The organism is Granulicella sp. L46, assembly GCF_009765785.1.
Lineage (GTDB): Bacteria > Acidobacteriota > Terriglobia > Terriglobales > Acidobacteriaceae > Granulicella.
This window is the reverse complement of sequence record NZ_LMUT01000025.1, coordinates 269,714-295,749: the sequence shown is the minus strand read 5'-3', so window position 1 is coordinate 295,749 and position 26,036 is coordinate 269,714. Positions and strand designations below refer to the sequence as shown.

The window sequence follows — 26,036 nt, the reverse complement described above, 5'->3', positions numbered from 1 at the left end:
GGGTTGTTCGTTCTCAGTTGTTCGTTCTCCGTTGGAGTTCGCGCTTCGAAATTGGGGTGCAGGATTTTGGTGGGCTTGCGGTGTGTGGCGTCACGATTTCCCTTGGGGTAAGCGACTACAATCTAGCCATGAAACCAACCGGTAGCTGGGTTGGACGCGCCTTGGTGCGCGTGATGGATTGACTCGTGAGCATCATGAATTCCCGCGTGGAAGAGGTTACGCAGCGAATCGTTCAGCGGAGCGTGGGGACGCGTCGGCGTTATCTTGAGGCGATTGCTGCTGCCGCTAGCGTGACACCTTCGCGAAGGGTGCTGGGATGTGCGAACCAGGTGCATGGGTTTGCGGCTTGCGGTGCAGAAGACAAGGCGATGTTGCGCGCGGGGGATGCGGGGAATCTTGCGATTGTGACGGCGTACAACGATATGCTGTCGGCGCATCAGCCGTATGAGCGGTTTCCGGAGTTGATACGAACGACGGCGCGTGAGGCCGGTGGCGTGGCGCAGGTGGCGGGCGGCGTTCCGGCGATGTGCGATGGGATTACGCAGGGGGCGACGGGGATGGAGCTTTCGCTGTTCTCGCGGGATGTGATTGCGATGTCGGCGGCGGTGGCGCTGTCGCACCAGACGTTCGATGCGGTGGTGATGCTGGGGATCTGCGACAAGATTGTGCCGGGACTGGTGATTGCGGCGCTCTCGTTTGGGCATCTGCCGGTGGTGTTTCTGCCTAGCGGACCGATGACGAGTGGGTTCTCGAATGATGAGCGGAAGTATATGCGGCGGGATTTTGAGAAGGGGCTGGTGACGGTCGAGGAGTTGATTGAGGCGGAGTCGAAGTCGTATCACGGGCCGGGGACTTGCACGTTCTATGGGACGGCGAATACGAACCAGATGATGATGGAGATGATGGGGCTGCATCTGCCGGGGTCGTCATTTGTGAACGCGAATACGCCGTTGCGGGATGCGCTGACGCGGGCTGGGGTAAGGCGCGCGATGGCGATGTCGGCGCTGGGCAAAGAATATATGCCGGTGGGGCAACTGCTGGATGAGCGCGTGTTTGTGAATGGGATTGTGGGGCTGTTGGCTACGGGCGGGTCGACGAACCATACGATTCATCTGGTGGCGATGGCGGCCGCGGCGGGGATTCGGCTGGAGTGGAGCGACTTTGAGGATCTGGCGAACGTGGTGCCGCTGCTGGTGCGGGTGTATCCCAATGGGAAGGCCGATGTGAACCAGTTTCATGCTTCGGGTGGGATGGGATTTTTGATTGGAGAGTTGCTGGATGCTGGGCTCGCGCACGAGAATGTGCAGACTGTCGCGGGGCCGGGGCTGCAACGGTATACAGACGTCGCGTTTCTGACGGATGCGAAAGAGGTTGGGTGGCGGATTGGCGATGGGGTCAGTAAAGACGAGCAGATTCTGCGGCCGGTGAGTGCGCCGTTCGATGTGCGCGGTGGGCTTTGCGTGCTCGAGGGGAATTTGGGTAAGGCGATTGTGAAGACGTCGGCGATTGCACCGGATCTTCATGTGATTGAGGGAGAGGTGACGATCTTCCATAGCCAGGAGTGCGTGCAGAAGGCGTTCAAGGCGGGAGAGCTGAACCGGGATGTGATTGTGGTGGTGCGGTTTCAGGGGCCGCGGGCGAATGGGATGCCGGAGTTGCATAAGCTGCTGCCGCCGCTGCAGGCGGTGCAGAGCGCTGGGTTCAAGGTGGCGCTGGTGACGGATGGGCGGTTGTCGGGCGCGTCGGGTGAGGTGTTGTCGGCGATTCATTTGACGCCCGAGGCGGCGGAGGGTGGGCCGATTGCGAAGTTGCGGGATGGGGATCGGGTAAGGATTGATTCGAATACGGGAGAGCTGACGGCGCTGGTGGAGGCGGAGGAGTGGGAGGCGCGCGAGGCGATGCGTGCGGATCTTTCGGCGATGCAGTATGGCGTGGGGCGGGAGTTGTTCAGTGTGTTTCGGCGGACGGTTAGTCGCGCGGATGAGGGTGGGACGATTTTTGCGGAGCTGTTGCGGTCCTCCGCGGACGGCGACAGTTTGGATCGTGGCGGGGCGACGAGGTAGTCCCCGGGGCTAAAGCCCATGTTTGGGCGTTGCGTGGATGTCCGGGCTGAAGCCCGGACCTATCTCAGGTGCAACAGCAACAGCGAAGGCAACACCAACGGCAAGAGCGAGGACAGGGGCAAGAGCCAATACAGGGGTCTCTCCGCTGCGCTGCGCTTCGGTCGAGATGACGTGATGATGGGAGAGAAGAACGGGCGCTCGCTGCGCGAGCGAGAAGCAAGTTCCTCGCTGCGCTCGGAATGACAGCCAGAAAGGCAAGGACAAATGCAAGGGCAGCGGCGGCGAGGGCAACAGAAGAAGCAGATTCCCAGAGGGAATGACAGAAAGAAAAGCTAGGGCAACGGCAACAGCAAAGGCGGCTGCTTATTTCGTGGAGGTGAGGGCTTTTTCTATTAGCTTGCGGCCTAGTTCTATCTCTTCGCCGCTTACGGAGTGGGGCTTGTCGGGGTAGCGGCGGAGGGTTACTTGCGCGCCCATGGCGGTGAAGATTTTGGCGGATTCTTCTACGCGGGGCCAGGGGACCCAGGCGTCGGGGTCGCTGCTGGCGAAGAGGGCCGGGGTGCCGGCTAGGTCTCCGGAGTGGGTGAGATTGGAGTCGGGGGGGCCGATGAGGCCGCCGGTCCAGGCGATGAGGCCGGCGTAGCGGGCGGGGTGGGTGGCGATGAACTCGGTGGCCAGGCAGGCGCCTTGGGAGAAGCCGGCGAGGACGATGCGGCCGAGGGGAATGCCGGCTGCCAAGATGAGGTCGACGATGGAATGGACGCGGGCTAAGGCGGAGTCGAGGAAGGGCTGATTGGTTTCGCGGTCGGCGAGGAAGGATTGGGGATACCAAGCGGAGTTGGCGGCTTGCGGTGCGAGGAAGGCAATGGGAGAGTTGGCGGGGGCGAGCGCGCGGGAGAGGGTGAGGATGTCGCGGGCGGCTCCGCCGCGGCCGTGGAGAAGGATGACGGCGGCGGTGGCTTGATCGAGAGGTGCGCCGGCGCGATAGAGTTCGCCGTTGGCGTGAGGGTCGCTGGCATTGTCTTTCATGCTCGTCGGCGAAGACGCGGACGGAGGGGGCACCCGGTCAGCGATGGCAGTTTCTGGAGCGCTGGAGGTGGTGGCGGCGGAAGTAATTTTGTGGAGTGTGATGGGGGCGAGGCGCTGCTCGAGTTCGGGGCGGCGGGATTCGAACCAGGGGGGAAGGCAGAGACGTTCGCCGAGGGACTCGAGGGGCTCGTCGATGGCGAAGCCGGGGTTGTCGGTGGCTAGTTCGAAGAGGACGCCGCCGGGCTCGCGGAAGTAGATGGAGTGGAAGTATTCGCGGTCGAGGACTTCGGTGGCGGGAAGATGTTCGGTGATGGTGGTGCGCCACTCGAGGTGGGATTCATCGTTAGCGGCACGGAAGGCGATGTGGTGGACGGAGCCGGCGCCGGAGCGACCGAAGTTGGCTTGCGGGTCGACGAGGATGTCGATGTGGTTGCCTAGAGCGGAGGAGTCGGCGGGCGAGGCGAAGCGGAGGCGATTCCCTTCTGCGGCGATTTGCTGGAAGCCCATGAAGGCGAGCGTGGCGGCGGTTTCGGTGGCGTCGAGTTGGAGCATGGTGACGCCGAAGAAGCCGCGGACGGCGTGCTCGGCCGGGACGTCAGAGAAGCGCGGAGGGTGTGCGGTGGCGGCTTTGGAGTGAGCTACTAGCTCGATCTTCATACCGTCGGGGTCGGCGAGGGTGAGGACTTCTTCGTCGAAGCGGCGGGGGCTGCGGGTGAAGGGGATGTGAAGGTCGACGAGGCGCTGCTCCCAGTAGGCGAGGGACGCGGCGGGGATGCTGAAGGCGGTGTGAGTGACTTCGCCGGCGCCGGCAGTACCGCGACTGGCGCGGGGCCAGGGGAAGAAGGTGAGGATGGTGCCGGGGGAGCCGGCGTCGTCGCCGAAGTAGAAGTGGTAGGTGCCGGGGTCGTCGAAGTTGACGGTGCGCTTGACGAAGCGGAGGCCGAGGCCCTGGGTGTAGAAGTCGAGGTTGGCCTGGGGGTCGGAGGCGATGGCGGTGACGTGATGGAGACCGACGATGGGCTGTGCAGGCATAAAGGGACCTCTAAGACCGAGTGTAGAGGATAGAGGGTAGAGCGTAGAGAAGGACGGAAAAGCATATCTCGGGGTGGTGATGGTTGTGGGGGTGGCTGGTACACTCGGCAATCATGGCTCCTGCTATCGCGGCTCACGCGCTCACACGCAGTTTCGACGGGTTTACGGCCGTCGATCATATTGATCTTGCAGTAGAACCTGGGCAGTTTTTTGGATTTCTTGGGCCGAATGGTGCGGGGAAATCGACGACGATTAAGATGCTGACGGGGCTGCTGGCGCCGACGTCGGGGTCGATCCAGATCCTGGGGCAGGATTTGTTTTATAACCCGGTGGAGGTGAAGCGGTTGATTGGCGTGGTGCCGGAGGGCATGGCGCTGTTTGGCAAGCTGACGGCTCGCGAGTATCTGCTGTTTGTGGGGCGGATGTATGGGTTGGAGAAGGTGACGGCGGAGGCGCGGTCGACCGAGCTGCTGGAGTTTATGGGGCTGGCGGACCAGGGAAAGAAATTGATTGCGGACTACTCGCATGGGATGGGAAAGAAGCTGGCGCTGGCGGCGGCGGTGATTCATGGGCCGAAGGTGCTGTTTCTGGACGAGCCGTTTGAGGGCGTCGACGCGATTGCCGCTAATACGCTGAAGACGATGTTGCAGAGCATGATCGCGCGGGGAGCGACGATCTTTTTGACGTCGCATGTGCTGGAGATTGTGGAGCGGCTCTGCTCGCACATTGCGATTATTAATCGCGGACATATTGTGGCGAATGAGTCGTTGGATGAGTTGAGGGCGGGTGTCCAGGCAAGGTTGACGCCGGGGGCCGAGGGCGATCCGCAGGCGCGGATTACACTGGAGCAGATTTTTCTGAACGTGGTGGGCGGCGAGGCGGGGGAGACTGCGCATCCGGAACAGGAGCTGACATGGCTGAGCTAGAGCGGGGTGGGTGGACGGCGGCACAGACACGGGCGCAGTTTGGGGCGATTGCGTGGCTGCGCTGGCGGATTATGTGCAACGGCTATCGGCGCAAGGGTGGCGTCGGCGAGATGGTGGGGATGGTGCTGCTGTCGGTGCTGTTCCTGGGGATGGTGCTCGCGTTTGTGGTGGGGGCCGGTTTTGCGGCTTACTTCTTTGTCGCTAAGGGACACCTGGCGTGGATTACGTGGCTGCTGTGGGGAATTTTTCTGCTTTGCCAGTTGCTGAATATTCAACTGGGGCAGCCGACGACTACGTTTGATCCGACACAGCTGATTCGGTTCCCGCTGAAGGTGGAGACGTATGTGGGGATACGGCTGTTCTTCGGACTGCTGACGCCGGCGAATGTGGCGGGGACGCTGACGTCGCTGTCGGTGGCGGTGGGGATTGGGGTGGCGGCGCCGAGGCTGTGGGTGTATGCGCTGATTGCGATGGCGGTGTTTGCAGCGACGAATGTGCTGTTCTCGCGGATGATCTTTGCGTGGGTGGATCGGTGGCTGTCGACGCGGCGCGCGCGCGAGGTATTTACGGCGATTATTTTTATGGGGTCGCTGGGAATTCAGTGGGCGAATTTTACGTTCAACCCGGCGTATAACCACAACCACCGGACGCACGCGTATGCCGTGTCGCAGCAGCGGTTTGGGTTTGTGGGGCCGCTGATTGCGCGCGCGCAGCCGTGGCTGAAGCCACTGCCTCCAGAGCTGGCGAGCTCGTCGCTGACGAAGGCGAACCAGGCGTCGGTTGTGGGGTTTGCGGGATATACGGTGGCGGCGTCGCTTTGGGCGGGACTGTTCCTGCTGGTGTTTGCGCTGCGGATGCGGACGGAATTCCGCGGTGAGAATCTGTCGGATGGGGCTAGTGTGGTTGCGAGGAAGACGACGAAGGCCTTGAGGGTTTCGGGTGGAACAGCGGTTGCTCCCGTGAGCGTGGCTGCGGTGGGGACGACGGCGGCTGCGGCGAACGAATTTGCGGTTGCTGGCGGAGCGCGGGTGTGGGCGGTGATTGAGGCCGTGCTGAACAAGGAAATTCTGTATGTGCGGCGGAATACGGGGATTCTGTATGGGCTGGTGATGCCGATCTTCCTGGTGCTGATCTTTGCGGGCAAGTTTGCGACACGGTCAAGTACGGGTTCGATATGGGTATTTCCTGTGGCTGTCGCGTACACGCTGCTGGCGATCTGTCCGCTGAGTTATAACTCGCTGGGGATGGAGACGACGGGTGCGCAGTTTTACTTTATGGCGCCGGTGAGGATGCGGGATATTCTGCTGGCGAAGAACCTGCTGGGATCGGCGATGGCGGGGGTGGAGATCGTGCTGATCTTCGTGATCGTCAGCTATATGGCGGGGGTGCCTTCGTTGCAGACGGCGGTCGCCGCGATCTTTTGGGCCGTGGGGACGCTGGCGGTGAATATGATCTTCGGCAACCAGCGGTCGATTACTTCGCCGAAGAAGATGGATTTGCAGAAGGCGATGCGGCGGCAGGCGTCGCAGGTCAGCGGCCTGATTGCGATGGCGGTGCTGATGGTGTCGTCGGGTGTGGCGGCGGGGATTTTCTTCTTGTGCTTCTGGCTGCATGCGTTGTGGGCGCTGGTGCCTATCTTTGCGGTGTTCGCGGCGGTGGGCGTTGGGTTCTATTTGCAGAGTTTGAAGACCATCGATCGGTTCGCGCTGGATCATCGCGAGGAGTTGCTGCTGGAGTTGTGTAAGGCGGCTTAGGCCCGTTCTGGGTTCTCAGTTCTCAGTTCTTAGTTCTTAGTTCTTAGTTCTTAGTTCTTAGTTCTTAGTTCCGATGATGCTTAGCATGCGGCCCGTGAAGCCTTGTTCGGCGCGGTGGCTGAAGTATTTTCGGCGGCCGTCGCGGAGACGGGTGCAGGCGGTGCAGTGTCCGATGAGGGTGATGGATGAGGCCTTGAGGCCGGCGTCGAGGAGCTGGCGGCGGTTGGCTTCCCAGAGGTCCATGTGGATCTGGGGGCCGAGGTTGGAGTGGCCGGGGGCGCGGGCGGTTAGGAAGAGCATCGGATACTTTTCGCGGATGGGGTCGGCGTCGTAGACCTCGGAGAAGAGCGAGGGTGCGTAGGCGAACTGGCTTTCGAACTCGTGGCGAACTTCTTCGCCGACGGCGAAGCAGCAGGCGCCGATGGAGGGGCCGATGGCGGCGATGAGGTCCTGGGGGCGGGAGCCGAAGTCGCGACGTAGGGTGCCGATGCCGCGCTCGACGATGCGGGCGAGGGTGCCGCGCCAGCCGGCGTGGAAGGCGGCGATGGCGTGGGTGCGGGTGTCGGCGATGAGGACGGGGACGCAGTCGGCGGTGAGGATGCCGAGGAGGATGTTCGGATCGCGGGTGTAGAGGGCGTCGCCGCGGAGGAGGGCTTTGCCGGCGGGTGTGGTGAGTGGGAGGTCGGCGGCGTTGACTCTTTGAATGATGCCGGTGTGGCATTGGCGGATGGTGATGAGGTCGGGGACGGGCTTGCAGGATTTTGTGAGGGTTGCGACCAAGCGTTGACGGGCTGTGGCGACGGTCGCGGGGGCGTCCTCTGGGGTGTAGCCGAGGTTTTGTTCGGGAGGGCCGCCGGCGGCGTAGGCGGTGGAGAGACCACCCTGGCGGGTGCTGAATCCAGCGATGAGCCAGGGGTGCGCGCTCCAGGTGGGGACGGCGAGGATGCCCGGGGTGGAGCGGCGGCGGGTGTCGGGTGGGGAGGGTTTTGGGGCGGATGGGGATGGTTTGGTCGAGCGGCGGGTGTCGTGGGTGAGGCCTGCGGCCGTGAGAGTTGCGTCGGGGTTGGCTGGTCGTTGGGAGGGCTTCGGCTGCGGGGTGGTCTTGCGACGCATAGGGGGATTTTACAGGGTGGGACTTTCGGCGGAGTGAGCCTGTAAGCAAAGGATTTTAGAGGGTTAAAAAGTTTTGGGCCCGCTTTCTGGCGGGCCCTTGAGAGGCTTTGGGGAGGGGATTAACTGAGGAATAACCGGGGGGTCGCCCAAAAAAAGGGCAAAGAGGAGGAGCTTACTTCAGGTAGGACAGATTGAATAGCCTCTCAGTTGTAACTTCAGACGCTCGAGGGGATGGATTGGTTGCACATATTTCAAGAATTGGAGAATCCGATGAATTCATGTAGTTTCTGCAGGAATTCAGCTATGAATTGCAACCTTCCCCTGTCCTGAACGTCCAATCGCGCAGGTATGTGAAGATTCGCAAGGCCTTGAACTTCCCTGTGCATCGAACGACGAGAATTGCGTTCCATGGCGGAAAGCCAGTGTATGAGGCTTCGGGAAATTTGGCTTTAACTGGATTATCACACCCAACCTATTGCAATTGAGAGAGATCGGCGTTTATCATACCGCGACTGCAGCATGAATAATTCAACTCAAATCGCCTCGCACCTACTTCGCTCCCGCATTGGAAAGCTTTGTGTGGTCATCATCGGTACATCTCCAAACGAGATGATCGAGAAGGCTACGGAAGTACTGAAAGAGTCCACCTTTCTGGAGTTTCGGCTGGATTACCTGGCCAAACCGTTGGCCGCGCTGCCAGCGCTGAAACATTTTTTAACGGAGAATGGCGCAGCGACGGTGATTGCGACATGCCGACTGAAAGATAATGGCGGGCGGTTCGATGGATCGAGGACGGCGGCGCTTGAGATTTTGCTGAAGGCGGCTGCGGCTGGATTTCATCTGGTCGATATTGAGTTGGAGTCGATCGAGAAGCTGCCCAAGAGCACGATGAGCCAACTGCGCGAGGCTGGGGCCGCGGTGATCATCAGCTACCACGACTTCCATGCGACCAAGGACCTGGATTCGGTGTATGGGCGGATCAAGCCATTTCATCCCGATTTCATTAAGATTGTGCCTACGGCGCGGTCGCTGTCTGACAACCTCACGCTGATGAAGTTTCTGGAACGCGTCGAAGATGAGAGCAACTCGAGTGTGGTCGGGATTTGCATGGGCGAGCCGGGAATTATTTCTCGGGTGCTTGGACTGAGAGCTGGGTCGGCGTTTACATTTGCTGCCGCGAGCCAAGGCGAAGAGACCGCGCCGGGACAGATCGCGGCGCGCACGCTGCTTGAGACGTACCGCGTGGACCAGGTGGATGCAGCGACAAAGATCTATGGCGTTGCGGGAAATCCGATCAAGAGCTCGCTGTCGCCGCTGATGATGAATACGGCTTTCCGGCGCGAGACCGTGAATGCTGTGTATCTGGGGCTACAGACATCGAAGGCTGATGATCTGTTCAAGCTGGCGCGCGAGGTGCCGATCCAGGGCATGAGCATCACGATGCCGCTGAAGCAGGACGTGATGCCGCTGCTGGAGCGGACGGATGCGCTTTCGGCGAAGATTGGCGCGGTGAATACGATTCTTCGTGCGCAGGATGGGAAGTTCTACGGGTTCAACACCGATGTCGCGGGTATTGTGGCTCCGCTGGAACGACGGATGTCGTTGAAGGGCGCGAAGGTGCTGGTGCTGGGTGCCGGTGGTGCAGCGCGTGCGGCGGTGTTTGGTTGTTGTGACAAGGGCGCGGAGGTGTACATCCTTAACCGCACGCCAGAGACTGCGCAGAAGCTGGCGAGGCAGTCGGGTGCGAAGGCGATCAAGCGCGACGTGGCGGCCAAGACTCAGTTTGATGTGATCATCAATGCGACTCCGGTGGGGATGGCTGGAGCAGTGAAGGCGGGGGCGAAGAGTGTGCCGGCGTCTCCGCTGGAGGCCAACGAGATCAATGCGCGGTATGTGTTTGATCTGGTCTATAACCCGATTGAGACACCGTTGCTAAGGATGGCTCGGCAGAAGGGTATTGCCGTGATCACGGGCGTGGAGATGTTTGTGCAGCAGGGTGCGCGGCAGTTCGAGATTTGGACGGGCAAGCCGGCGCCGGAGGAAGAGATGTTGCGGGTGGTGTTGCACTCCCTGCGCCAGAGTGCTGAGGGTTCGGCGGGGGCCGCGGCGGAGACGCATGCTGCGAGCGTGCCTGCGCCCGCAGTGAAGGCTGAAGCTGTGGCTACTCCTAAGGAGAAGTCTGCGGTTGCGGCGCCGGTGAAGACGAAGGCTGCGCCGGTTGCAGTGAAGGCTAAGCCGGTAGCGAAGAGTGCGGCGAAGGTTCCGGTGCGGAAGGCTGCTCCGGTGCGCAAGGCGGCGCCTGCGAAACCGGTGCGGCGGAAGCCTCCGGTGAAGGCTGCGGTGAAGGCTAAGCCTAAGGCGAAGTCGCGGTAGCGGGTGGGATTTGTCCCAGGGGCTAAAGCCCCTGTTCCTGATCGCTGTTTATTGCCGAGACTAAGTCCCGGCCTATCTCAGAAGCAAAAGCGAATCATATTTTGTTGAGCGCGCTCCGCTTGTCTCAGAGCGTCGGTGGAGAAGCAGATTCCTTCCCCTTCGACTCGCTCAGGGTGCGGGATGACAGCCAGAAAAGCGAGAGCAACAACAACGGCAGGAGCAGATTCCCAGAGGGAATGACAGAAAGAAAGGCAACGGCAACCACACACGCAAGAGCTACGGCGAATCTAGTTGGCGTCGAATTCGCGGGCGATCCATTGCTTTAGGGCGGACATGCTTACTTCGCGGCCTAGGAAGGCCTGGACTAGAGCGCGCGCTGGTTTGGAGCCTCCGGGCTCGAGGACTTCGCGACGATAGCGGAGGGCGGTGGGGCCTTCAATTAAATTCTGTGGGTCGAATTGCGCGAAGAACTCGAGGGCCATCACCTTGTCGTAGAGGTAGGTGTAGTAGTTCGACGTGTAACCGACGAGGTGGGTGAAGGCGGAGTACATGCGGTTACCGTCGACGAATTCGTAGCGGGAGAAGCGGTCGTAGCCGGTGCGGAGGAGAGCGTCGAGGTCGAGGTCTGCCACGGGTTTGTCGTGCGTTTCCATGGAGTACGTGGCGTACATTACCTGGGTTAGGGTGGCGAGGGCGCGGCCGTGGGCGCTGGCGCGGACCATGCGGGCGAAGACATCGTGGGGTATAGGCTCGCCGGTTTGATAGTGGCGGGCGAAGGTGCGGACTAGCTCGGGGTCTTCGAAAAATTCTTCGAGCATCTGCGAGGGGACTTCGACGAAGTCGCCTTCGGTGGAGATGCCGGACTGGCCAGCCCAGCGCTGGCGGCCACCAAGGACTTCGTGCATGAGGTGGCCGAATTCGTGGAAGCAGGTGACGACGTCGGAGTATTGCATGAGACCTGCGTCGTCTGCGGAGGGTTGCGGGAAGTTGCAGACGAGTGAGGCTTCGGGGAGTTGCAGGTTGAGGACGCCGCTGACGAGAGAACACTCGCTGAACCACTTGCTCTTGCCTTCGCGCGGGTGCATGTCGAGATAGATACGGCCGATGGTTTGCGCGTGCGTGGATGAGGTCGCGTCGTTGTCGATGACGTTGAAGGCCTTGACGCCGGGGGCCCAGACGATGGCGTCTTCTGCGCGCGCGAAAGTTACGCCGAAGAGTTTGCCGGCGGTCGAGAGGATGCCGGCTTCTACCTGCTCATAGGGGAAGTAGGGGCGGACGGATTGCGAGTCGAAATCGTAGCGCGCGCGACGATATTGCTCTTCCCAGAAGCGGGCGTCGCTGAGGGTGAGCGGGAGGGCGTTGGGATCGCGTTCCTGGACGAAGGCTTCGAGCTCGGCGAACTCCTGCTTTGCGGTTTCCAGGGCTGCGGCTTCGACTTCGTTGAGGAAGGTGCGCATGTTGGCGGCGGAGCCCATCATCTGGTCGACGGTGGCGAGGTCAGCCCAGCTGCGGAAGCCGAGGAGCGTGGCCATCTCTTCGCGCGAGGAGAGGAGATCGAGGAGGACCTGCTTGTTGGCGGGATAGGCGCGGTCGTTGTAAGCGAGATACATGCGGCGGCGGAGTTGAGGGTTGATGGCGTAGGTCATGATGGGCGCCATCTCGGGGGGATCGGTGGTGAGGACTACGGGGGCGTCGGCGGTGAGATAAGGGCCGTCGTCGCTGGCTTTGGCGGGGTGGACGCCGTGGCGGGTGAGGTAGTCGTCGGGAAGGCCGAGGAGGTCGTCGGGATTGTCGACGGGGATCTTGCGGACGTCGTCCTGGACGGCGCGGCTGAAGGTCATGCTGAGCTGCGTCATGGTGTCGGCGAGAGCGCGGATGCGATCGCGGGTGGGTTCGTCTTTGTCGACGCCAGAAAGACGGTAGCCGAGGAGGGCGCGGTCGAGGTAGTAGAGCGTGGCGGCGTCAGCGGAGGTGGGCGCGTCGACGAGCGATGTGTTGAGTGCGGCGAGGGCCTGGTAGACATCGCGGTTGAGGCTGAGGGCTACGCTCTCGGCGCCGATTACTTGAGATAGCTGCTGGGCTGCATCGCGGACGTCGGCTAGTGGATGAACCATGAACATCACGCCGCTCTGCGAGCCAGCCATGCGGAGATGCCAGCAGGCGCGATCGTAGGGGACGAGAGTGTTGTCGATGGTGCGGGGGCCGGTGATGGCGAGGAGGTCGGCGATGCGGGCGCGCGAGGCGGCGAGGTGATGCTCGACCCAGGCGTTCGCGGCGTTGGCGTCGGCGAGGCCAGTCCAGATGTGCAGCGGATCGGGGATGGGGTGAGTTGCTGACTCGGACGATTTGGAATTTTCTTCGACTGCCTGCATGGATGCGATCTCCCCTTACATGTGGCGCTGGGCGCTTGTTATCAGTGTAGGCGATGAGGGTGTGTGAAGTGCGGGTTGGCAGGGCAAGCGGAAGGCCTGTCTCATTTTGATGGACTTAGGAAATATTTTGACAATCGTATCCTTCAGAGGATAGATTGATGACGGGTACTCTTACCCATTGAGGTTAATCCTATGAAGCGTACTATGTTGGCCATCCTCGCGATCTCACCTTTGATGATGCATGGACAGGTGAAGTCGTCTGCTCAGCCCGGATCTACGCCCACTCTTGAATCGAGCAACGTGCAGCCTGCTGCACTTGCTGGGATCAAGTCTGCAGACCATAGCGCAAGCCCAACCGTCGTACGAGTTTCGTCCGGCGTTACAGCACCGGTGCTTGTGCACTCGGTGGATGTTAATCGCGAACAGATTCTGCAAGCAGTTGGACCGGAAGATCGCGTTGTGCGCGTTGCGATGACGGTCGACGCGTCTGGCAAGCCCACGGACTTGAAGGTGATTCAGTCGACCGACAAGTTCACGGACCAGGCGATTCTTACCGCGGCAAGCCAGTATCGCTATAAGCCAGCGACTTTGAATGGAAGCGCTGTGCCGATGGAAATGACGGTTAACTTCAGGATCGAGTAAGAGGCAACTATTTCGGGCCCTTGTTTGCGAGGTGAAGGCTATGGCCTTCACCTCGCAGCATTTTGGGCCGGCGATTAGGCTTGTTTGCGAGGGGAAGGCTATGGCCTTCACCTCGCAGCATTTTGGGCCGGCGATTAGGCATGTTTGCGAGCTGAAGGCTGTTGACCTCACCTCGCAGCATTTTGGGCGGGGATTAGGTGTGGTTGCGGGGCGGTATTCGGAGGATTGGACAAGCTGGCGTAAGCTCTAAGGGCATAGGTTCGAGGGGAGCGCGCTTCGTCTTTGAGCGTCAGGAGCGCCTGTGAGTGTTAGGAGGGTCTATGGCCACTGCGAAATTTCTTGATCCGCCGCCTGCTGCAAGTCGCGACAAGGCTTCGTTTGAACTACTGCGGGTGTGGGTGGCTGAGCAGGGACAGCATGTGAGCCTGCGGAGTGGCGCGTGGGAGGATCCGTTTGCGTGGGGGATCGTGCTGGCGGATCTCGCTCGGCACATTGTGAATGCCGAGTCGATGCATCGCAAGGACTTCGATGAAGAGGCGTTCCTGGAGCGGTTGCTGGAGGGTTTTCAGGCCGAGATTGATTCGCCGACGGATGAGCCCGAGGGTGAGATCAAGCAATAGAGGTGGGCAAAATTACATTGCGAGAGCGACGCGTTCGAGCTCGGCCTGAATGTGCTCCGCGGTGCAGCCGGGAACTTCAATGCGTGACGCGGCGGTGCGGGCCTCGTGGTTGGAGACGCCGTAGCCACGACCGCTGAGGAAGTTGGCAACGATCTCGGCAGCCTGGAACGAATCGACGCCGGACTGCAGGAGCTCATTGCGCAGCGTCATGAGGTCGGTGGGCGTAAATTGCTCGACGTAAGTGCGGTCATCGTTCTTATTTTCGGCTTCGCTCACGGTTCGACCTCCTTTGATCGCGATAGAGATACGCGACTTGTACCGTTAGACAAGAATCGTACGGTGCAGGTTGCAGAGGCGATGTGATTTATTCACAAAAGTTACATTTCGTGGTGCCGGGATGGGAATGAATCCTCGCGAGCACACGATATCCTGTAAGTATGTCTTCTATCGTTTCATCACCGATTGTGCTTGACGGCATTGCGATCGCCGGGCAAATCAAGTCAGAGCTGGCCGCGGAGGTCGAGGCTGCGCGCGAGCGCGGATATGTGCCGGGGCTTGCAGTGATCCTTGTAGGCGAAGTGCCTGCCTCGCAGATTTATGTGCGCAGCAAGGTCAAGACCTGCGGGGAGCTGGGGATTTATTCCGAGATGCACACGCCGCCGGCGAGTGTGACGACGGAGGAGTTGCTCGCACTGGTGGCATCGCTCAACGCGCGCGAGAATATTGACGGGATTTTAATTCAGCTGCCGTTGCCGGCACATGTGGATACGTCCCGGCTGCTGGAAGCTGTGATGCCGGAGAAGGACGTTGATGGCTTTCATCCGGTGAACGCAGGAAGGCTGCTGAGTGGATCTCCGATGGAGGAGATTCTTGCGCCGTGCACGCCTGCGGGGATTATGGAAATTCTGCGGCGAAGCAAGATTCAGATTCGCGGCAAGCGCGCGGTGGTGATTGGGCGGTCGAACATTGTCGGGAAACCCGCGGCTGCGATGCTGATCAATGCTTCGGCGACCGTGACGGTGTGCCACTCGCAGACGGCTGACCTAGGGGCGATTACGCGCGAGGCGGATATTGTGGTGGCGGCAATTGGGAAGGCTGGCTTCGTGAGTGCAGAGATGGTGAAGCCGGGCGCGACGATCATTGATGTCGGGATGAATCCGATTTCGACCGAGGCGGAGCTGCAGAAGTTTTTCCCCGGCAATGCGACGCGGCGCGCGGCATTTGAGAAGCGTGGATCGACGCTGATGGGCGATGTGGATCCGGCGGCGTTTGCAATTTCGGGGGCGTATACGCCGGTTCCGGGAGGCGTGGGCGCGCTGACGATTGCGATGCTGATGGCGAATACGGTGAAGGCCGCGCGGCTGCGGCGAGCGTAGACTTCAGGCACAGAGATGTTCGTGAGAGGAGACAGACGGTCATGAAACTGCGAAATGTTTTTTCTGGACCTCAGATGCAGCCGTTCCGACGGTTCGCGGCGATTGCTCTCTCTGCCTGTCTCGTTGAGTGCCTGGTTGTGTGGTTTGCAAAGAAGCCGCTGCCTTGGACCGGGGTGATCGCCGCCATGGTTCCGCTGTTCGTCGTGGTCTTGATTGTCATCCCGATGATTCGCGCATCGAAGAGTGGGTCCAAAGGCTGAATGATGCTGCGTGTAGGACTTACGGGAGATTTGGGAAGCGGCAAGTCGACGGTGGCGCGGATGCTGGCGGAGCGCGACGCGGTAGTGCTGTCGTCCGATGAGATGGGGCGTGCGTTGATGCAGCCGGGTGAGCGAGCTTACGCGCAGATTGTGGAGGCGTTTGGTCGCGAGGTGGTTGCGGAGGATGGGACGCTGGATCGGAAGAAGCTCGCGGCGCTGGCGTTCGATGCGAAGCTGCCAAGGATCGAGGAGCTGAACGCAATTATTCATCCAGCCGTGATTGACGCGCAGGCGGAGCAGCTGGCGGAACTCGAGAAGACGAGCCCGCACGCGATTGTGGTGGTGGAGTCGGCTCTGATTTTCTCGACGCAGCATGCACCGCGCGGGAGCTGGCGGGACCGGTTCGACTGCGTGCTGGTGGTGGACGCTCCCGAAGAGGTGAAGATTGCGCGCTTTGTGGATCGCATTGCGGCGGGGCGGGCACTGTGTGGCGATGAGCGGGAGGGATTTGAAGCCGATGCGCGGCGGCGGCTGCAGGTGCAGCATGCGACGGTGTATCCGGGCGACTGCCTGGTGTTGCATAACGATGGAGATGTGGAGTTCCTGGAGCAGCAGGTTGCAGTGGTGTGGGAGCAGTTGCAACAGATGGAGCGGGCTGGCGGGAAACGCTGAGGCTGCTTGAGCGAATCGAAGATGGCGTGGGAGACACGCTACGGTATGAAGACTGAGGGCGCGATGGGGGTTTCCTGCGCGGGAAGGCCCTTGAATTTGATACCCTTGAGGTACACGATTTTCAGGAGAACACTATGGCGACAGCGACATTGGAAACAGTACAGCCGAAATACAAGGTAGCCGATATTGGGCTTGCGGAGTGGGGACGCAAAGAGATCATCATCGCGGAGCAGGAGATGCCCGGGTTGATGTCGATCCGGCGGAAGTATGCCGCGGAGAAGCCGCTGGCCGGCGTGCGCGTGATGGGCTCGCTGCATATGACGATTCAGACGGCCGTGCTGATCGAGACGATGGTGGACCTTGGCGCGGACGTGCGCTGGGCGAGCTGCAATATCTTCTCCACGCAGGATCACGCGGCTGCTGCGATTGCGGCGGCGGGCGTGCCGGTGTTTGCCTGGAAGGGCGAGACGCTGGAGGAGTTCTGGTGGTGCACGAATGAGGCGCTGACGTTCCCTAACGGCAACGGCGGTTTCCTCGGACCACAGCTCATCATCGATGATGGTGGCGACGCGACGCTGCTGATCCACAAGGGCTATGAGCTCGAGAACGGCGACAAGTGGGTAGATTCGGCTTCGGGTTCGCACGAGGAAGATGTCATCAAGGCGCTGCTGAAGAAGGTTCATGCTGAGCGTCCTGCGCATTGGCATGACGTCGTCAAAGAGTGGCGCGGTGTTTCGGAAGAGACGACCACCGGCGTTCACCGGCTCTACAAGATGCTGGAGCACGGCACGCTGCTGGTGCCGGCGATCAATGTGAATGACTCGGTGACCAAGAGCAAGTTCGACAACCTGTATGGCTGCCGCGAGTCGCTCGTCGACGGCATCAAGCGCGCTACCGATGTGATGGTGGCGGGCAAGGTTGCTGTGGTCTGCGGGTATGGCGATGTGGGTAAGGGTTCGGCGGCGAGCTTGCGCGGGCTGGGTGCTCGCGTGATCGTTACCGAGATCGATCCGATCAATGCGCTGCAGGCGGCGATGGAAGGTTACGAGGTCACGACGCTCGAGGATACACTCGGCCGCGGCGATATCTATGTAACCTGCACGGGCAATGTCGACATCATCACGCTCGAGCACATGAAGAAGATGAAGGACCAGGCGATTGTCTGCAACATTGGACACTTCGACAACGAGATCCAGATGGAGCCGTTGAATGCGTACAAGGGCGCCGTGCGCGAGAACATCAAGGCGCAGGTGGACAAGTACACGTTCGAGAATGGCAACGCGATCTTCGTGCTGGCTGAGGGTCGGCTGGTGAACCTGGGTTGCGCTACCGGGCATCCGAGCTTCGTGATGTCCAACAGCTTTGCTAACCAGACGCTTGCGCAGCTTGATCTTTGGAAGAACAAGGACAAGTACGAGATCGGGATCTATATTCTGCCGAAGTTGCTGGATGAGGAAGTTGCGCGGCTGCACCTGGAGAAGATTGGCGTGAAGCTGACGACGCTCAACGAGAAGCAGGCGAACTACCTGAGCGTGCCGGTGGAAGGACCGTACAAGTCAGAGCACTACCGGTACTAGGAACAGGAAGTAGGAAATAGCAAAGGCCGCCGAGGATATCGGCGGCCTTCAGCTTTAACTGCTTCCATTCCCTTCGTTATTGCGCGTCGGCGTCTTCGGCGACGATGGCCTGCACGCCGGGAGTAGGCGCTGCGTGTTGCGCACCGACGGGCGCTTGATCGATGAGGACGATGGTGCGGACGGCGCCTGAGACGTAGGCGATCTGGGCGCCGCTGAACAGCGTGACGGTGGAAGAGGCGAGCACGGTTCCGGTGGGAACGACGTCGATGGCATAGGTGCCTTCGGGGAGGTCGATGTATCCGGAGTTGGCGCCAAAGCCGAGGTTGACGGCCATGGGCGAGGTGCTGCTTCCCTTGGCCTGTGAAGGGGAGAATGGAACAAGATAGACGTCGACGGCGCCGGAGCGGGTGGTCTGGTTGATGACGCGGATGGCGATGCGGCCGGAGGAGGCGGGGGTGGACTGATCGAGCAGGAGGGTCTGCTGGAGGTTGGCCAGGCCCGCGCCGATGATCTCGGTGTACTGGCGGTTGGGGGCGAGGGTTTCGTTGTTGGCTACCAGGGTCTGGCGAGTTCCGGCCTTGGCGGCGGCGAGGTTGTAGACGCCGGGGGACATAGGAATGTAGCTGGTCGTGGTGCCGAAGCCGAGGTTATAGGCGAGGGCGGAGCTGTTCTGGTAGGAGTCGATGACGCCAGCATCGGGGGAGGCGTCGATGATGCGGAGCTGTGCAGAGGTGGAGGTGATGCCCTGGCAACCGGAGAGCCCGACGGCAGCGAGTAGCATGGCGGCAAAGAAGGCTCGGCGGCGATCAGAGATGCGAGCTGCTCGGGGTCTGCCGGGATTGGGGATTGACGCCATTAAGAGGGTTAGGGGAGGCCCGAACTGACTGGCTGCGCGGAATTCGCGTACCAGCTCACTTTATCGGATTTGCGGGCGCTTCGTCGCGCGTTGGGGCGTGCAAAAACGGTTGGAGTGCCAAAGGAGGAAAGGCGTGGCGGGAGGGTGTCTGAGATGTGAGCTGTGGCTGCGGACAAAAATCAGCCCCGAGCGTAATGCCCGAAAGGACATTTACACACGGGGCTAGCTCTCTTTCTTTTGCTGCGCCGCCAATACTACGCCGAGAGAGGGGACTTTCGTCAATAGGCGAGTTTGGCAGGTGTGGATTACTTGGCTACACGGTGGGCGACGATGAGGTCGGAGATGCGTTCGTAGGCTCCCTGGGGGATGACGCCGCGGGTGGCGAGCTGGTTTTTGGCCGTGTAGGGACGGCCAGCGATCACGCGCCTAGTGTAGGCGGGACCGAAGCCGGGCAGGGCGTTTAGTTGGTGTTGGGTGGCGGTGTTGATGTCGAGCGGTTCGGACGGTAGTTGCCTGCTATGCGCAAGCTGCTGCTCGAAGGAAACTTGGCCGGAAGCTTGGGCGCAGGCAAGATTGAGCGCGACGCCGAGAGCCAAGAGGACAAGGGTGCGGAGGAGGCGCATCGCTAGAGGCTGCGAGAAACGCGGCGGCTGCCTTCTTCGATCTTGAGGATCTGACCGTCGCGCATGTGCAGGATGCGGTCGGCGATCTGGGCGGCCTCAGGGTTATGCGTGATCATGAGCACGGTCTGGTTAAGCTCGCGGCTGGAGGCGTGGAGCATCGATAGGACGGTGTCGGCGTTCTGGGAGTCGAGGTTGCCGGTGGGCTCATCGGCCAGCACGATGGCGGGACGGGTGATGAGGGCGCGGGCGATGGCGACGCGCTGCTGCTCGCCGCCGGAGAGTTCGTTGGGGCGGTGGTCGAGACGGCCTTCGATCTTCAGGAGGCCAGTGAGTTCGTTGAGAAGCTGCTGGTCGAAGGGCTTACCGGTCGCGGCGATCTCGTGGGCTAGCTCAATGTTGGCCTGGGCGGAGATGGTGGGCAGCAGGTTGAAGCGCTGGAATACGAAGCCGATCTGGGAGCGGCGCAGGCTGGTGCGCTGCGGGTCAGATAGTCGGGAGAAGTCTTTGCCCTGGATGAGCAGGGAGCCGGAGGTCGCCGAGGTGAGGCCGCCGAGGATATAGAAGAGCGTCGATTTGCCGGAGCCGGAGGGGCCAACGATGGCGACGAACTCGCCCGGCTGGACGTCGAAGGTGACATCGCGGAGGGCTTCGACCTTTAGCTTGCCGGAGCCATAGATCTTCCCTAAGTGTTGGGCGGAGATGATGGGGGCATTTGCGGTGGGGGGTGGAGTGAGGACTGCGGCTTGGCTGCTTGATTCCATATGAGAATTCAAGTCTATCGCAGCGGGAGGTTGCAGGAGCTTCGGGGCAGGGGCTTCCGCGGGATGTCAGGCAAGGCCCGTGGCGATTTGGGCCAGGTCCGAGGGGCAGTCTGGCTCGTCCACGAAGATGAGCTCGAGGCGGACGGTGAGGACGCGGCGGCGCCTGGCGCGGTGAGGGTTGTGGTCGCGGACGGTGCAGAGGCTCTTCATGCGGGTGTGGCTGTCGCGGGAGAGCTCGACGCCGCAGGAGAGGAGGCCGCTGTAGAGCTCAAAGACTGAGCGCAGCAGGAGCTCGAAGCTGAGCTCGGTGGCGTTGGGAGGGAGCTCGCGGCGTTGCAGCAGCCAGCAGCCGCAGCTTGCCATGGTCTCCAGCAGGATTGGCACGAACTCCTGATGGTCTTCAAAGGAGCGGCCGCGAAGGAGGATTAGGGGTATTTCCGCGGGGAGAGTGGTTTCGGAGATGCCGAGCGGCTCAGGGTTCATGGTGCCTCGCTTGCTGTAGGGGATATCGGAGATCGGCGACGGGACGTGAGCGGTGTCGCAGGCTGCGACGGAAGCGGGGGCGTGGTGGCTATCGTGGAGCGATATTCGTCGCGACAGTGTGGGATGTTGGGCGAACGGAAGTGTGCGTACACTGAAAGCCATAGATCCAGAGCATGGGGGTGGCCCTTGGTCATCGGGCTTGGCACGGACCTGATCGAGATTGAGCGGATCGCGCATACCGTGGAGCGGTATGGCGAGGCATTTCTGCGGCGTGTATTCACGGCTGGGGAGATTGAGTACTGCCAGCGCAAGAAAAAGAACCCGGCAGAGAGCCTGGCGGCCCGTTTTGCGGCCAAGGAAGCGGGCGCGAAGGCGCTGGGAACGGGGATCAGCCGGGGTGTGAACTGGCTCGAGTTTGAGGTTCGGAGGCTTCCGGGGCAGCGGCCTGAGCTGTATCTGAGCGGAAGGGCGGAGGAGGTGGCGAAGGCGCTGGGGATCCGGCGGTTGTCGTTAAGTTTGGCGCATTCGCGGGGATTATCGATCGCGGTGGTGGTGGCGGAAGATTAAGTACAGCACCTTGACGGAAAATGGTTGCATCCAAAGTTGGCAGACTTCCGGCGATGATTTCCTGCAAAGCGCTGATACGATGGTTTCACAGTGTGACATGCCCGATCTGCTCTTACTGATGACAGATCTCCGAGGAGTTCGATGCCCAGCCAGCAAGAAGTCAAATGGTCGCAGCTGAAGGTTGGGCTGATCGTCCTGGTGTCGATCGCTCTTCTGAGCACGCTGCTTTTTCTCATGACGAGCGCGTCGGGAATGAATGTTTTCAGCCATAAGATCATTCTCTACACCTACTTTCAGAACTCTGATGGCCTGAAGATCGGCGCGGCCGTGAACCTCGAGGGTGTCACGATCGGTGAGGTGACGCATGTGACCGTGTCGACGGATCCGGCGCGCAAGTTGACGCCGGTGAAGGTCACCTTCAAGATCGACCCCAAGTATCACGCCAGCGTGCACACGGATTCGAAGGCGTCGCTTTCGACGGTGGGCGTGCTGGGCGATACGGTGTTGGACATCAACAGCGTGGTGGCAACGGGGCCGGAGGTGCAGACCGGGACGGAACTAGCGACGCTGCAGACGCCGAATCTTACTGACGTGGTGAAGGCCAGCCAGGGAACGATTGAGAGCCTGAATGTCATCCTGGCAAAGATGAACATCATTGTGGACAACATTCAGCAGGGCAAGGGCACGGTCGGCAAGCTGATCAATGACCCGGAGATGTACAACAAGGCCGTGCTGACAATCAACCAGTTGCAGGCGATGGTGACGAATTTGAACGAGGGGAAGGGTTCGGCAGGAAAACTTCTGCACGACGACCAGCTCTACGACCGGTTGAACGATACGTCGGCCAAGCTGCAGCAGATCGCGTCGGATTTGAACAATGGCAAGGGCTCGGCGGGCAAATTGCTGAAGGACGAGACGCTGTATAACAACCTGAATTCGACGCTGAAGCACGCGAATGATCTGCTGGCGGAGGCGGATGCAGGCAGGGGGGCGTTGGGCCTGCTGACCAAGGACCCGGCCTTCGCGAAGAAGCTGGACGGGACGGTGACGCAGTTGGATTTGCTGCTCACCAATGTGAATACCGGCAAGGGGACGATCGGTAAGCTGGCGACGGATCCCACGATGTACACCAACCTCAACACTCTTCTGACCAGCAGCACGGACCTGGTGACGGCGATTCGGAAGGACCCGAAGAAGTACCTGGTCATCCACCTGAAGATCTTCTAGAGCGGCAGCGAATCGGCGGGCTGGGCTGAAACTTCTGGCCGGCTGTCGACGTATGATGGGCATCGTTACCCAGCTGTGCCCTTTCGCGACCATAGATTTTTGCTCTATTCTGGCTGCGACAGAGCGACGTGCTGTCTGCAATTAAGGAGATCCATGCGTACCTTTCTATCCGCAATCGTGCTTGCCATCGCGGCACCCGTTTGTATGGCTCAGACCTTTTCCACGCCAGCCGACAGTGGGCCAACCTCAGCTCCGAAGAAGCCGGTGAGCTTCGATGTGGCGTCGATCGACAAGACGGCCGACCCGTGCACCGACTTTTACCAGTACGCCTGCGGGAACTGGATGAAAGCTAACCCGATACCGTCCGACCAGGTGCGTTGGGGACGGTTCAACGAGCTGTCCGAGCGCAACAACTACCTGCTGTACACGGAGTTGAAGTCGGCAGCCGACGCGCCCAAGACCGCGCTGCAGCGGCAGTACGGTGACTTCTTTGCCGCCTGCATGAATACGACCGAGGTGGACAAGCTGGGAGTTAAACCCTTAGAGGCGGAGTTGGAGGCGATTGCCGCGCTCGAGGGCGCTAAAGACCTGGCGGCGTTCAATGCGAAGCAGCTCAAGCGGGGCGGTGGCGGTTTCTTCGGCATCGGCGTGACCCAGGATCAGAAGGACAGCTCGCAGCAGATTGCCGCGACGGGGCAAGGCGGGCTGACGCTTCCTGACCGGGATTACTATCTGAATCCGGACGCGCGCTTTGTGACGATCCGCAAGCAGTATATGGACCACCTGGTGAAGATGTTCACGCTGCTTGGCGATACCCAGGACAAAGCGGTCGCCGAAGCGAACGACGTGATGCAGATTGAGACGTCGCTGGCGAAGGGTTCGATGGACCGGGTGGAGATGCGCGATCCGGCCAAGCGTTATCACATGATGAGCGTCGCCGATCTGCAGAAGCTGAGCCCGAACTACGACTGGACGGTTTACCTGGATGGCATCGGCATGCCGCAGGTGAAGGACGTCGACGTGGTGAGTCCGGGATATGTGACGACGGTGAACGAGGTGCTGAGCACGCAGCCTCTGCAGGCGATCAAAGCGTACCTGCGCTGGCACACGCTGCACGAGGCCGCTCCCTTGCTGTCGAAGCCGTTTGAGGATGAGAACTTCGCGTTCTTCTCGCAGACCCTGCAAGGCCAGAAGGAGCAGCAACCACGCTGGAAGCGCTGCACGCGGTTGACGGATCGCGCGCTCGGAGAGGCGGTGGGGCAGGATTGGGTGAAGCAGAATTTCCCGCCCGATGCGAAGGCCAACATGGAGAAGCTGGTGCATGCGCTCGAGGCGTCGATGGCGGCTGACCTGCAGACGCTGCCGTGGATGAGCGATGCGACCAAGGCGGAGGCGCGGAAGAAGCTGGATGCGATCACCGATAAGATTGGCTATCCGACTCACTGGAGGGACTACTCCAGCGTGGTGGTGAAGCGTGACGATCTGCTCGGGAATGTACAGCGTGCCGATTGGTTTGAGGAGAAGCGCAATCTCGACAAGTATGGCAAGCCGGTAGATACGATGGAGTGGGGCATGACGCCGCCGACGGTGAACGCCTACTACAACCCTCCGCAGAACAACATCAACTTCCCTGCCGGCATTCTGCAGCCTCCGTTCTATGACAACGCCATGGATCCAGCGGTGAACTTTGGCGGCATCGGTGTGGTGATTGGCCACGAGATGACGCATGGCTTCGACGACCAGGGCTCAAAGTACGACCTGCACGGCAATGTGAAGGTGTGGTGGACTCCGGAAGACCTGGCCAAGTTCAAGGACCGCACCGAGTGCACGGCCAAGGAGTATGACGGCTTTGCGGCAGCGCCAGGGCAGAATCTGAACGGGCATCTGACGCTGGGCGAGAACACGGCGGACAATGGCGGGCTGCGCATCGCCTACCAGGCGTTGATGGACACGCTCGCCAAAGAAGGAGCCGCGGCTGAACCGGGTTACACGGACGGCAAGCGCGACGGCTATACGCCTGCGCAGCGGTTCTTTATCGCCTTCGGACAGGTATGGTGCCAGAACGCGACGGAACAGTCGGCGCGGGTGCTAGCGAAGACCGATCCGCATAGTCCGGGACAGTGGCGGACCAATGGTTCAGTGCAGAACTTCGACGAGTTCGGCAAGGCGTTTGGCTGCAAGGTTGGCCAGCCGATGATGCCGGCGAGTGGGGGCTGCCGCACCTGGTAAAACTGGACCCGAAATGATGGAAGAGGCCTCGGACTTCGGTCCGGGGTCTTTTTTTCTGCTCTCCATTCCGCGGCTGGCGAGTCGAAAGCATATCGAAATCAGGTTTGGAGGTGGAAATGACTGCGGCAAAAATTGGCGTAAAGTCGCTGTACCTTCTACAATCACACCTAGGTTCTGTACTCCCTCTTATACAGGTTTCCCTGTTCGAACAAGCCATGATGGCTACTCCCGGACGGGGATGAAGGAAACGCATGAAGTTGAGTTTGATTGGCCGGTGGTCGATGGCCTTGTTCGCGTCGTTGGCATTGGGTCTTGGCATGACTGCCTGTGGTGGTGGCACCATCGGTTACATGTGGGTGTTAGGGCAGGAATATAACCAGGTCGCCGGATTCAAGGTAGATCAGTATTCCGGCAACCTGACAGAGGTTCCGGGGTCGCCCTTTTCAAGCAACGGATCCGTCCCAGTCTCGATTGTGATCAAGTCGGGTGGACGGTTCGTATACATCATTAATCAAGGTGTAGGCGGCAGCGCCAATGGCCCGGGCAGCGATCAGACGATTGCGGAGTACAGCGTTGGTGGTGACGGCGTCCTGGTATTCCAGCAGTCCTACCAGAGCCAGGGATATATCACGCAGTGGGCGCAGATGGACTCCAGCGGCACGTACCTGTATGTGCTGGATAAGTATTCTCCCGGCTTAAATACGGAGACCGGTCTTTATAATGCGCCGAACACGAGTGGCAACGGCTCGATCACGGCATTTGTGGCAGACGCCAACACGGGCCGCCTGACGCTGCTGACCAACTCGCAGACCCAGGTCGGCCAGGTGAACCTGCCGTTCTGGGAAGTTGGACCTTCTCCCGTCATGTCGAAGTCGCAGGGCGGCTGCCTGTATACGGTCAACGGCGGATACAACGCGTCGGGGGCTCAGACGGTTACACCGTATTCGATTGGAGGGTCCGGCCAGCTGGTGTTTACGACCACGGGCAACATCGTGATCCCGCAGTCGACGACCGGCATAAAGACCAACATCACGTCCATCAATGGTTCGGGAACCTTCATGTTCCTGACGGATGCGGCGAGCAACGTCCTGTATGGCTACCAGTCGACGGGGGCATGCAACCTGACGGCGCTCAACGGCGGCTTTACGAACCTGGCGACCATATTCCCCAATACATCGGATCCGACATATTCGTTTATCGACAACTCAGGGACGAAGCTGTATGTCGCGAACAACTCGACGACGAGCACACAGCCGACCACGCCGTTCAGCTCGCTGTCGGCGCTAACGATCAATACAACCAACCAGCAACTGCAGCCGATTATTGGCTCGCCATACCCGGTTGGTTCCGGGCCGACGTGCATTGTCGAGGATCCGAGCAGCCAGTACCTCTACACATCGAACTACAACGATGGAACGGTGACTGGCTTCGCGATCAACGGAGGCAATGGAGTTGGAGGCACTGGCGAACTCTCCCAGTTG

The 26,036-nt window shown here is 60.6% G+C and carries 23 protein-coding genes; 15 read left to right on the top strand and 8 right to left on the bottom strand.

Going from position 1 to position 26,036, the window contains the following annotated elements; genetic code table 11:
• The first annotated feature begins 194 nt into the window (after nucleotides 1-194).
• A complete protein-coding gene (edd, locus tag GSQ80_RS21265; protein WP_158789936.1) occupies nucleotides 195-2,063 on the top strand; it encodes a phosphogluconate dehydratase in 1,869 nt (622 codons plus the stop codon).
• A 363-nt stretch (nucleotides 2,064-2,426) separates the two neighbouring features.
• On the opposite strand, the gene GSQ80_RS23550 is transcribed toward edd, so the two are convergent.
• Entirely contained in the window at nucleotides 2,427-4,124 is a 1,698-nt protein-coding gene (locus tag GSQ80_RS23550) for a VOC family protein (protein WP_158789653.1), read from the bottom strand.
• A gap of 113 nt (nucleotides 4,125-4,237) precedes the next feature.
• Here GSQ80_RS23550 and GSQ80_RS21255 point away from each other — a divergent pair, with 113 nt between their 5' ends.
• Both GSQ80_RS21255 and GSQ80_RS21250 read left to right on the top strand, forming a co-directional pair.
• A complete protein-coding gene (locus GSQ80_RS21255) occupies nucleotides 4,238-5,050 on the top strand; it encodes an ABC transporter ATP-binding protein (RefSeq protein ID WP_158789652.1) in 813 nt (270 codons plus the stop codon).
• Nucleotides 5,038-6,804, top strand: coding sequence for a hypothetical protein (locus tag GSQ80_RS21250; protein WP_158789651.1), 1,767 nt, complete (start codon nucleotides 5,038-5,040; stop codon nucleotides 6,802-6,804). The genes GSQ80_RS21255 and GSQ80_RS21250 overlap by 13 nt, the downstream gene beginning before the upstream one ends.
• A gap of 57 nt (nucleotides 6,805-6,861) precedes the next feature.
• Here the strand turns inward: GSQ80_RS21250 and pgeF are convergent, their stop codons facing one another.
• Nucleotides 6,862-7,917 (bottom strand): peptidoglycan editing factor PgeF, encoded by a 1,056-nt coding sequence (gene pgeF, locus GSQ80_RS21245; protein ID WP_158789650.1) that lies wholly within the window; start codon nucleotides 7,915-7,917, stop codon nucleotides 6,862-6,864.
• Between the two features lie 519 nt (nucleotides 7,918-8,436).
• Between pgeF and aroE the strand changes: the two genes are divergently transcribed.
• Nucleotides 8,437-10,290, top strand: coding sequence for a shikimate dehydrogenase (aroE, locus tag GSQ80_RS21240; RefSeq protein ID WP_158789649.1), 1,854 nt, complete (start codon nucleotides 8,437-8,439; stop codon nucleotides 10,288-10,290).
• Nucleotides 10,291-10,577: 287 nt separating this feature from the next.
• Here aroE and GSQ80_RS21235 read toward each other — a convergent pair whose 3' ends face one another.
• On the bottom strand, nucleotides 10,578-12,662 hold the full coding sequence (locus tag GSQ80_RS21235) for a M3 family metallopeptidase (protein WP_158789648.1): 2,085 nt from the start codon (nucleotides 12,660-12,662) through the stop codon (nucleotides 10,578-10,580).
• Between the two features lie 192 nt (nucleotides 12,663-12,854).
• Between GSQ80_RS21235 and GSQ80_RS21230 the strand changes: the two genes are divergently transcribed.
• From GSQ80_RS21230 to GSQ80_RS21220, 3 genes are all read left to right on the top strand, one after another.
• Complete coding sequence (locus GSQ80_RS21230; RefSeq protein ID WP_158789647.1) at nucleotides 12,855-13,304, top strand: TonB family protein; 450 nt, start codon at nucleotides 12,855-12,857, stop codon at nucleotides 13,302-13,304.
• Nucleotides 13,305-13,344: 40 nt separating this feature from the next.
• Nucleotides 13,345-13,554, top strand: coding sequence for a hypothetical protein (locus GSQ80_RS21225; protein WP_158789646.1), 210 nt, complete (start codon nucleotides 13,345-13,347; stop codon nucleotides 13,552-13,554).
• A 70-nt stretch (nucleotides 13,555-13,624) separates the two neighbouring features.
• Entirely contained in the window at nucleotides 13,625-13,924 is a 300-nt protein-coding gene (locus tag GSQ80_RS21220; RefSeq protein WP_158789645.1) for a DUF5076 domain-containing protein, read from the top strand.
• 12 nt (nucleotides 13,925-13,936) lie between these two features.
• Here the strand turns inward: GSQ80_RS21220 and GSQ80_RS21215 are convergent, their stop codons facing one another.
• Nucleotides 13,937-14,200, bottom strand: a complete 264-nt coding sequence (locus GSQ80_RS21215) for a hypothetical protein (RefSeq protein WP_158789644.1) — start codon at nucleotides 14,198-14,200, stop codon at nucleotides 13,937-13,939.
• Between the two features lie 161 nt (nucleotides 14,201-14,361).
• On the opposite strand from GSQ80_RS21215, the gene GSQ80_RS21210 reads away from it, so the two are divergent.
• The 4 genes from GSQ80_RS21210 to ahcY all read left to right on the top strand — a co-directional run bounded on the left by GSQ80_RS21210 (nucleotide 14,362) and on the right by ahcY (nucleotide 17,809).
• Nucleotides 14,362-15,300, top strand: a complete 939-nt coding sequence (locus GSQ80_RS21210; RefSeq protein WP_158789643.1) for a bifunctional 5,10-methylenetetrahydrofolate dehydrogenase/5,10-methenyltetrahydrofolate cyclohydrolase — start codon at nucleotides 14,362-14,364, stop codon at nucleotides 15,298-15,300.
• Nucleotides 15,301-15,341: 41 nt separating this feature from the next.
• Nucleotides 15,342-15,560 (top strand): hypothetical protein, encoded by a 219-nt coding sequence (locus tag GSQ80_RS21205; protein WP_158789642.1) that lies wholly within the window; start codon nucleotides 15,342-15,344, stop codon nucleotides 15,558-15,560.
• Nucleotides 15,561-16,232: a dephospho-CoA kinase gene (gene coaE, locus GSQ80_RS21200; protein WP_254059834.1), complete on the top strand. Its 672-nt coding sequence runs from the start codon at nucleotides 15,561-15,563 to the stop codon at nucleotides 16,230-16,232.
• 134 nt (nucleotides 16,233-16,366) lie between these two features.
• The gene (gene ahcY / locus GSQ80_RS21195) at nucleotides 16,367-17,809 is read left to right on the top strand and encodes an adenosylhomocysteinase (RefSeq protein WP_158789641.1); all 1,443 of its coding nucleotides are present in this window, start codon (nucleotides 16,367-16,369) and stop codon (nucleotides 17,807-17,809) included.
• Nucleotides 17,810-17,885: 76 nt separating this feature from the next.
• Here the strand turns inward: ahcY and GSQ80_RS21190 are convergent, their stop codons facing one another.
• From GSQ80_RS21190 to GSQ80_RS21175, 4 genes are all read right to left on the bottom strand, one after another.
• Complete coding sequence (locus tag GSQ80_RS21190; protein WP_158789640.1) at nucleotides 17,886-18,590, bottom strand: DUF4397 domain-containing protein; 705 nt, start codon at nucleotides 18,588-18,590, stop codon at nucleotides 17,886-17,888.
• 380 nt (nucleotides 18,591-18,970) lie between these two features.
• Complete coding sequence (locus tag GSQ80_RS21185; protein WP_158789639.1) at nucleotides 18,971-19,288, bottom strand: helix-hairpin-helix domain-containing protein; 318 nt, start codon at nucleotides 19,286-19,288, stop codon at nucleotides 18,971-18,973.
• A gap of 2 nt (nucleotides 19,289-19,290) precedes the next feature.
• Nucleotides 19,291-20,049, bottom strand: coding sequence for an ABC transporter ATP-binding protein (locus GSQ80_RS21180; RefSeq protein WP_158789638.1), 759 nt, complete (start codon nucleotides 20,047-20,049; stop codon nucleotides 19,291-19,293).
• Between the two features lie 66 nt (nucleotides 20,050-20,115).
• Nucleotides 20,116-20,694: a hypothetical protein gene (locus GSQ80_RS21175; RefSeq protein WP_158789637.1), complete on the bottom strand. Its 579-nt coding sequence runs from the start codon at nucleotides 20,692-20,694 to the stop codon at nucleotides 20,116-20,118.
• Between the two features lie 24 nt (nucleotides 20,695-20,718).
• On the opposite strand from GSQ80_RS21175, the gene acpS reads away from it, so the two are divergent.
• From acpS to GSQ80_RS21155, 4 genes are all read left to right on the top strand, one after another.
• Nucleotides 20,719-21,099, top strand: a complete 381-nt coding sequence (gene acpS / locus GSQ80_RS21170; RefSeq protein WP_158789636.1) for a holo-ACP synthase — start codon at nucleotides 20,719-20,721, stop codon at nucleotides 21,097-21,099.
• 141 nt (nucleotides 21,100-21,240) lie between these two features.
• Nucleotides 21,241-22,326, top strand: coding sequence for an MlaD family protein (locus tag GSQ80_RS21165; protein WP_158789635.1), 1,086 nt, complete (start codon nucleotides 21,241-21,243; stop codon nucleotides 22,324-22,326).
• Between the two features lie 153 nt (nucleotides 22,327-22,479).
• A complete protein-coding gene (locus GSQ80_RS21160; RefSeq protein WP_158789634.1) occupies nucleotides 22,480-24,555 on the top strand; it encodes a M13 family metallopeptidase in 2,076 nt (691 codons plus the stop codon).
• A 251-nt stretch (nucleotides 24,556-24,806) separates the two neighbouring features.
• Nucleotides 24,807-26,036: beta-propeller fold lactonase family protein (locus tag GSQ80_RS21155; protein ID WP_158789633.1), on the top strand; the 1,230-nt coding region annotated here is incomplete at its 3' end.

What these genes read in the sequence shown, in the direction of transcription:
- pgeF (WP_158789650.1), bottom strand. Translation starts at nt 7,917, where the DNA reads ATGCGTCGCAAGACCACCCCGCAGCCGAAGCCCTCCCAACGACCAGCC.
- GSQ80_RS21175 (WP_158789637.1), bottom strand. Translation starts at nt 20,694, where the DNA reads ATGGCTTTCAGTGTACGCACACTTCCGTTCGCCCAACATCCCACACTG.
- GSQ80_RS21250 (WP_158789651.1), top strand. Translation starts at nt 5,038, where the DNA reads ATGGCTGAGCTAGAGCGGGGTGGGTGGACGGCGGCACAGACACGGGCG.
- GSQ80_RS21210 (WP_158789643.1), top strand. Translation starts at nt 14,362, where the DNA reads ATGTCTTCTATCGTTTCATCACCGATTGTGCTTGACGGCATTGCGATC.
- edd (WP_158789936.1), top strand. Translation starts at nt 195, where the DNA reads ATGAATTCCCGCGTGGAAGAGGTTACGCAGCGAATCGTTCAGCGGAGC.
- coaE (WP_254059834.1), top strand. Translation starts at nt 15,561, where the DNA reads ATGATGCTGCGTGTAGGACTTACGGGAGATTTGGGAAGCGGCAAGTCG.
- GSQ80_RS21190 (WP_158789640.1), bottom strand. Translation starts at nt 18,590, where the DNA reads ATGCTACTCGCTGCCGTCGGGCTCTCCGGTTGCCAGGGCATCACCTCC.
- GSQ80_RS21230 (WP_158789647.1), top strand. Translation starts at nt 12,855, where the DNA reads ATGAAGCGTACTATGTTGGCCATCCTCGCGATCTCACCTTTGATGATG.
- aroE (WP_158789649.1), top strand. Translation starts at nt 8,437, where the DNA reads ATGAATAATTCAACTCAAATCGCCTCGCACCTACTTCGCTCCCGCATT.
- GSQ80_RS21165 (WP_158789635.1), top strand. Translation starts at nt 21,241, where the DNA reads ATGCCCAGCCAGCAAGAAGTCAAATGGTCGCAGCTGAAGGTTGGGCTG.
- GSQ80_RS21225 (WP_158789646.1), top strand. Translation starts at nt 13,345, where the DNA reads ATGGCCTTCACCTCGCAGCATTTTGGGCCGGCGATTAGGCTTGTTTGC.
- GSQ80_RS21255 (WP_158789652.1), top strand. Translation starts at nt 4,238, where the DNA reads ATGGCTCCTGCTATCGCGGCTCACGCGCTCACACGCAGTTTCGACGGG.
- GSQ80_RS21185 (WP_158789639.1), bottom strand. Translation starts at nt 19,288, where the DNA reads ATGCGCCTCCTCCGCACCCTTGTCCTCTTGGCTCTCGGCGTCGCGCTC.
- ahcY (WP_158789641.1), top strand. Translation starts at nt 16,367, where the DNA reads ATGGCGACAGCGACATTGGAAACAGTACAGCCGAAATACAAGGTAGCC.
- GSQ80_RS23550 (WP_158789653.1), bottom strand. Translation starts at nt 4,124, where the DNA reads ATGCCTGCACAGCCCATCGTCGGTCTCCATCACGTCACCGCCATCGCC.
- GSQ80_RS21160 (WP_158789634.1), top strand. Translation starts at nt 22,480, where the DNA reads ATGCGTACCTTTCTATCCGCAATCGTGCTTGCCATCGCGGCACCCGTT.
- GSQ80_RS21220 (WP_158789645.1), top strand. Translation starts at nt 13,625, where the DNA reads ATGGCCACTGCGAAATTTCTTGATCCGCCGCCTGCTGCAAGTCGCGAC.
- GSQ80_RS21180 (WP_158789638.1), bottom strand. Translation starts at nt 20,049, where the DNA reads ATGGAATCAAGCAGCCAAGCCGCAGTCCTCACTCCACCCCCCACCGCA.
- GSQ80_RS21205 (WP_158789642.1), top strand. Translation starts at nt 15,342, where the DNA reads ATGAAACTGCGAAATGTTTTTTCTGGACCTCAGATGCAGCCGTTCCGA.
- GSQ80_RS21235 (WP_158789648.1), bottom strand. Translation starts at nt 12,662, where the DNA reads ATGCAGGCAGTCGAAGAAAATTCCAAATCGTCCGAGTCAGCAACTCAC.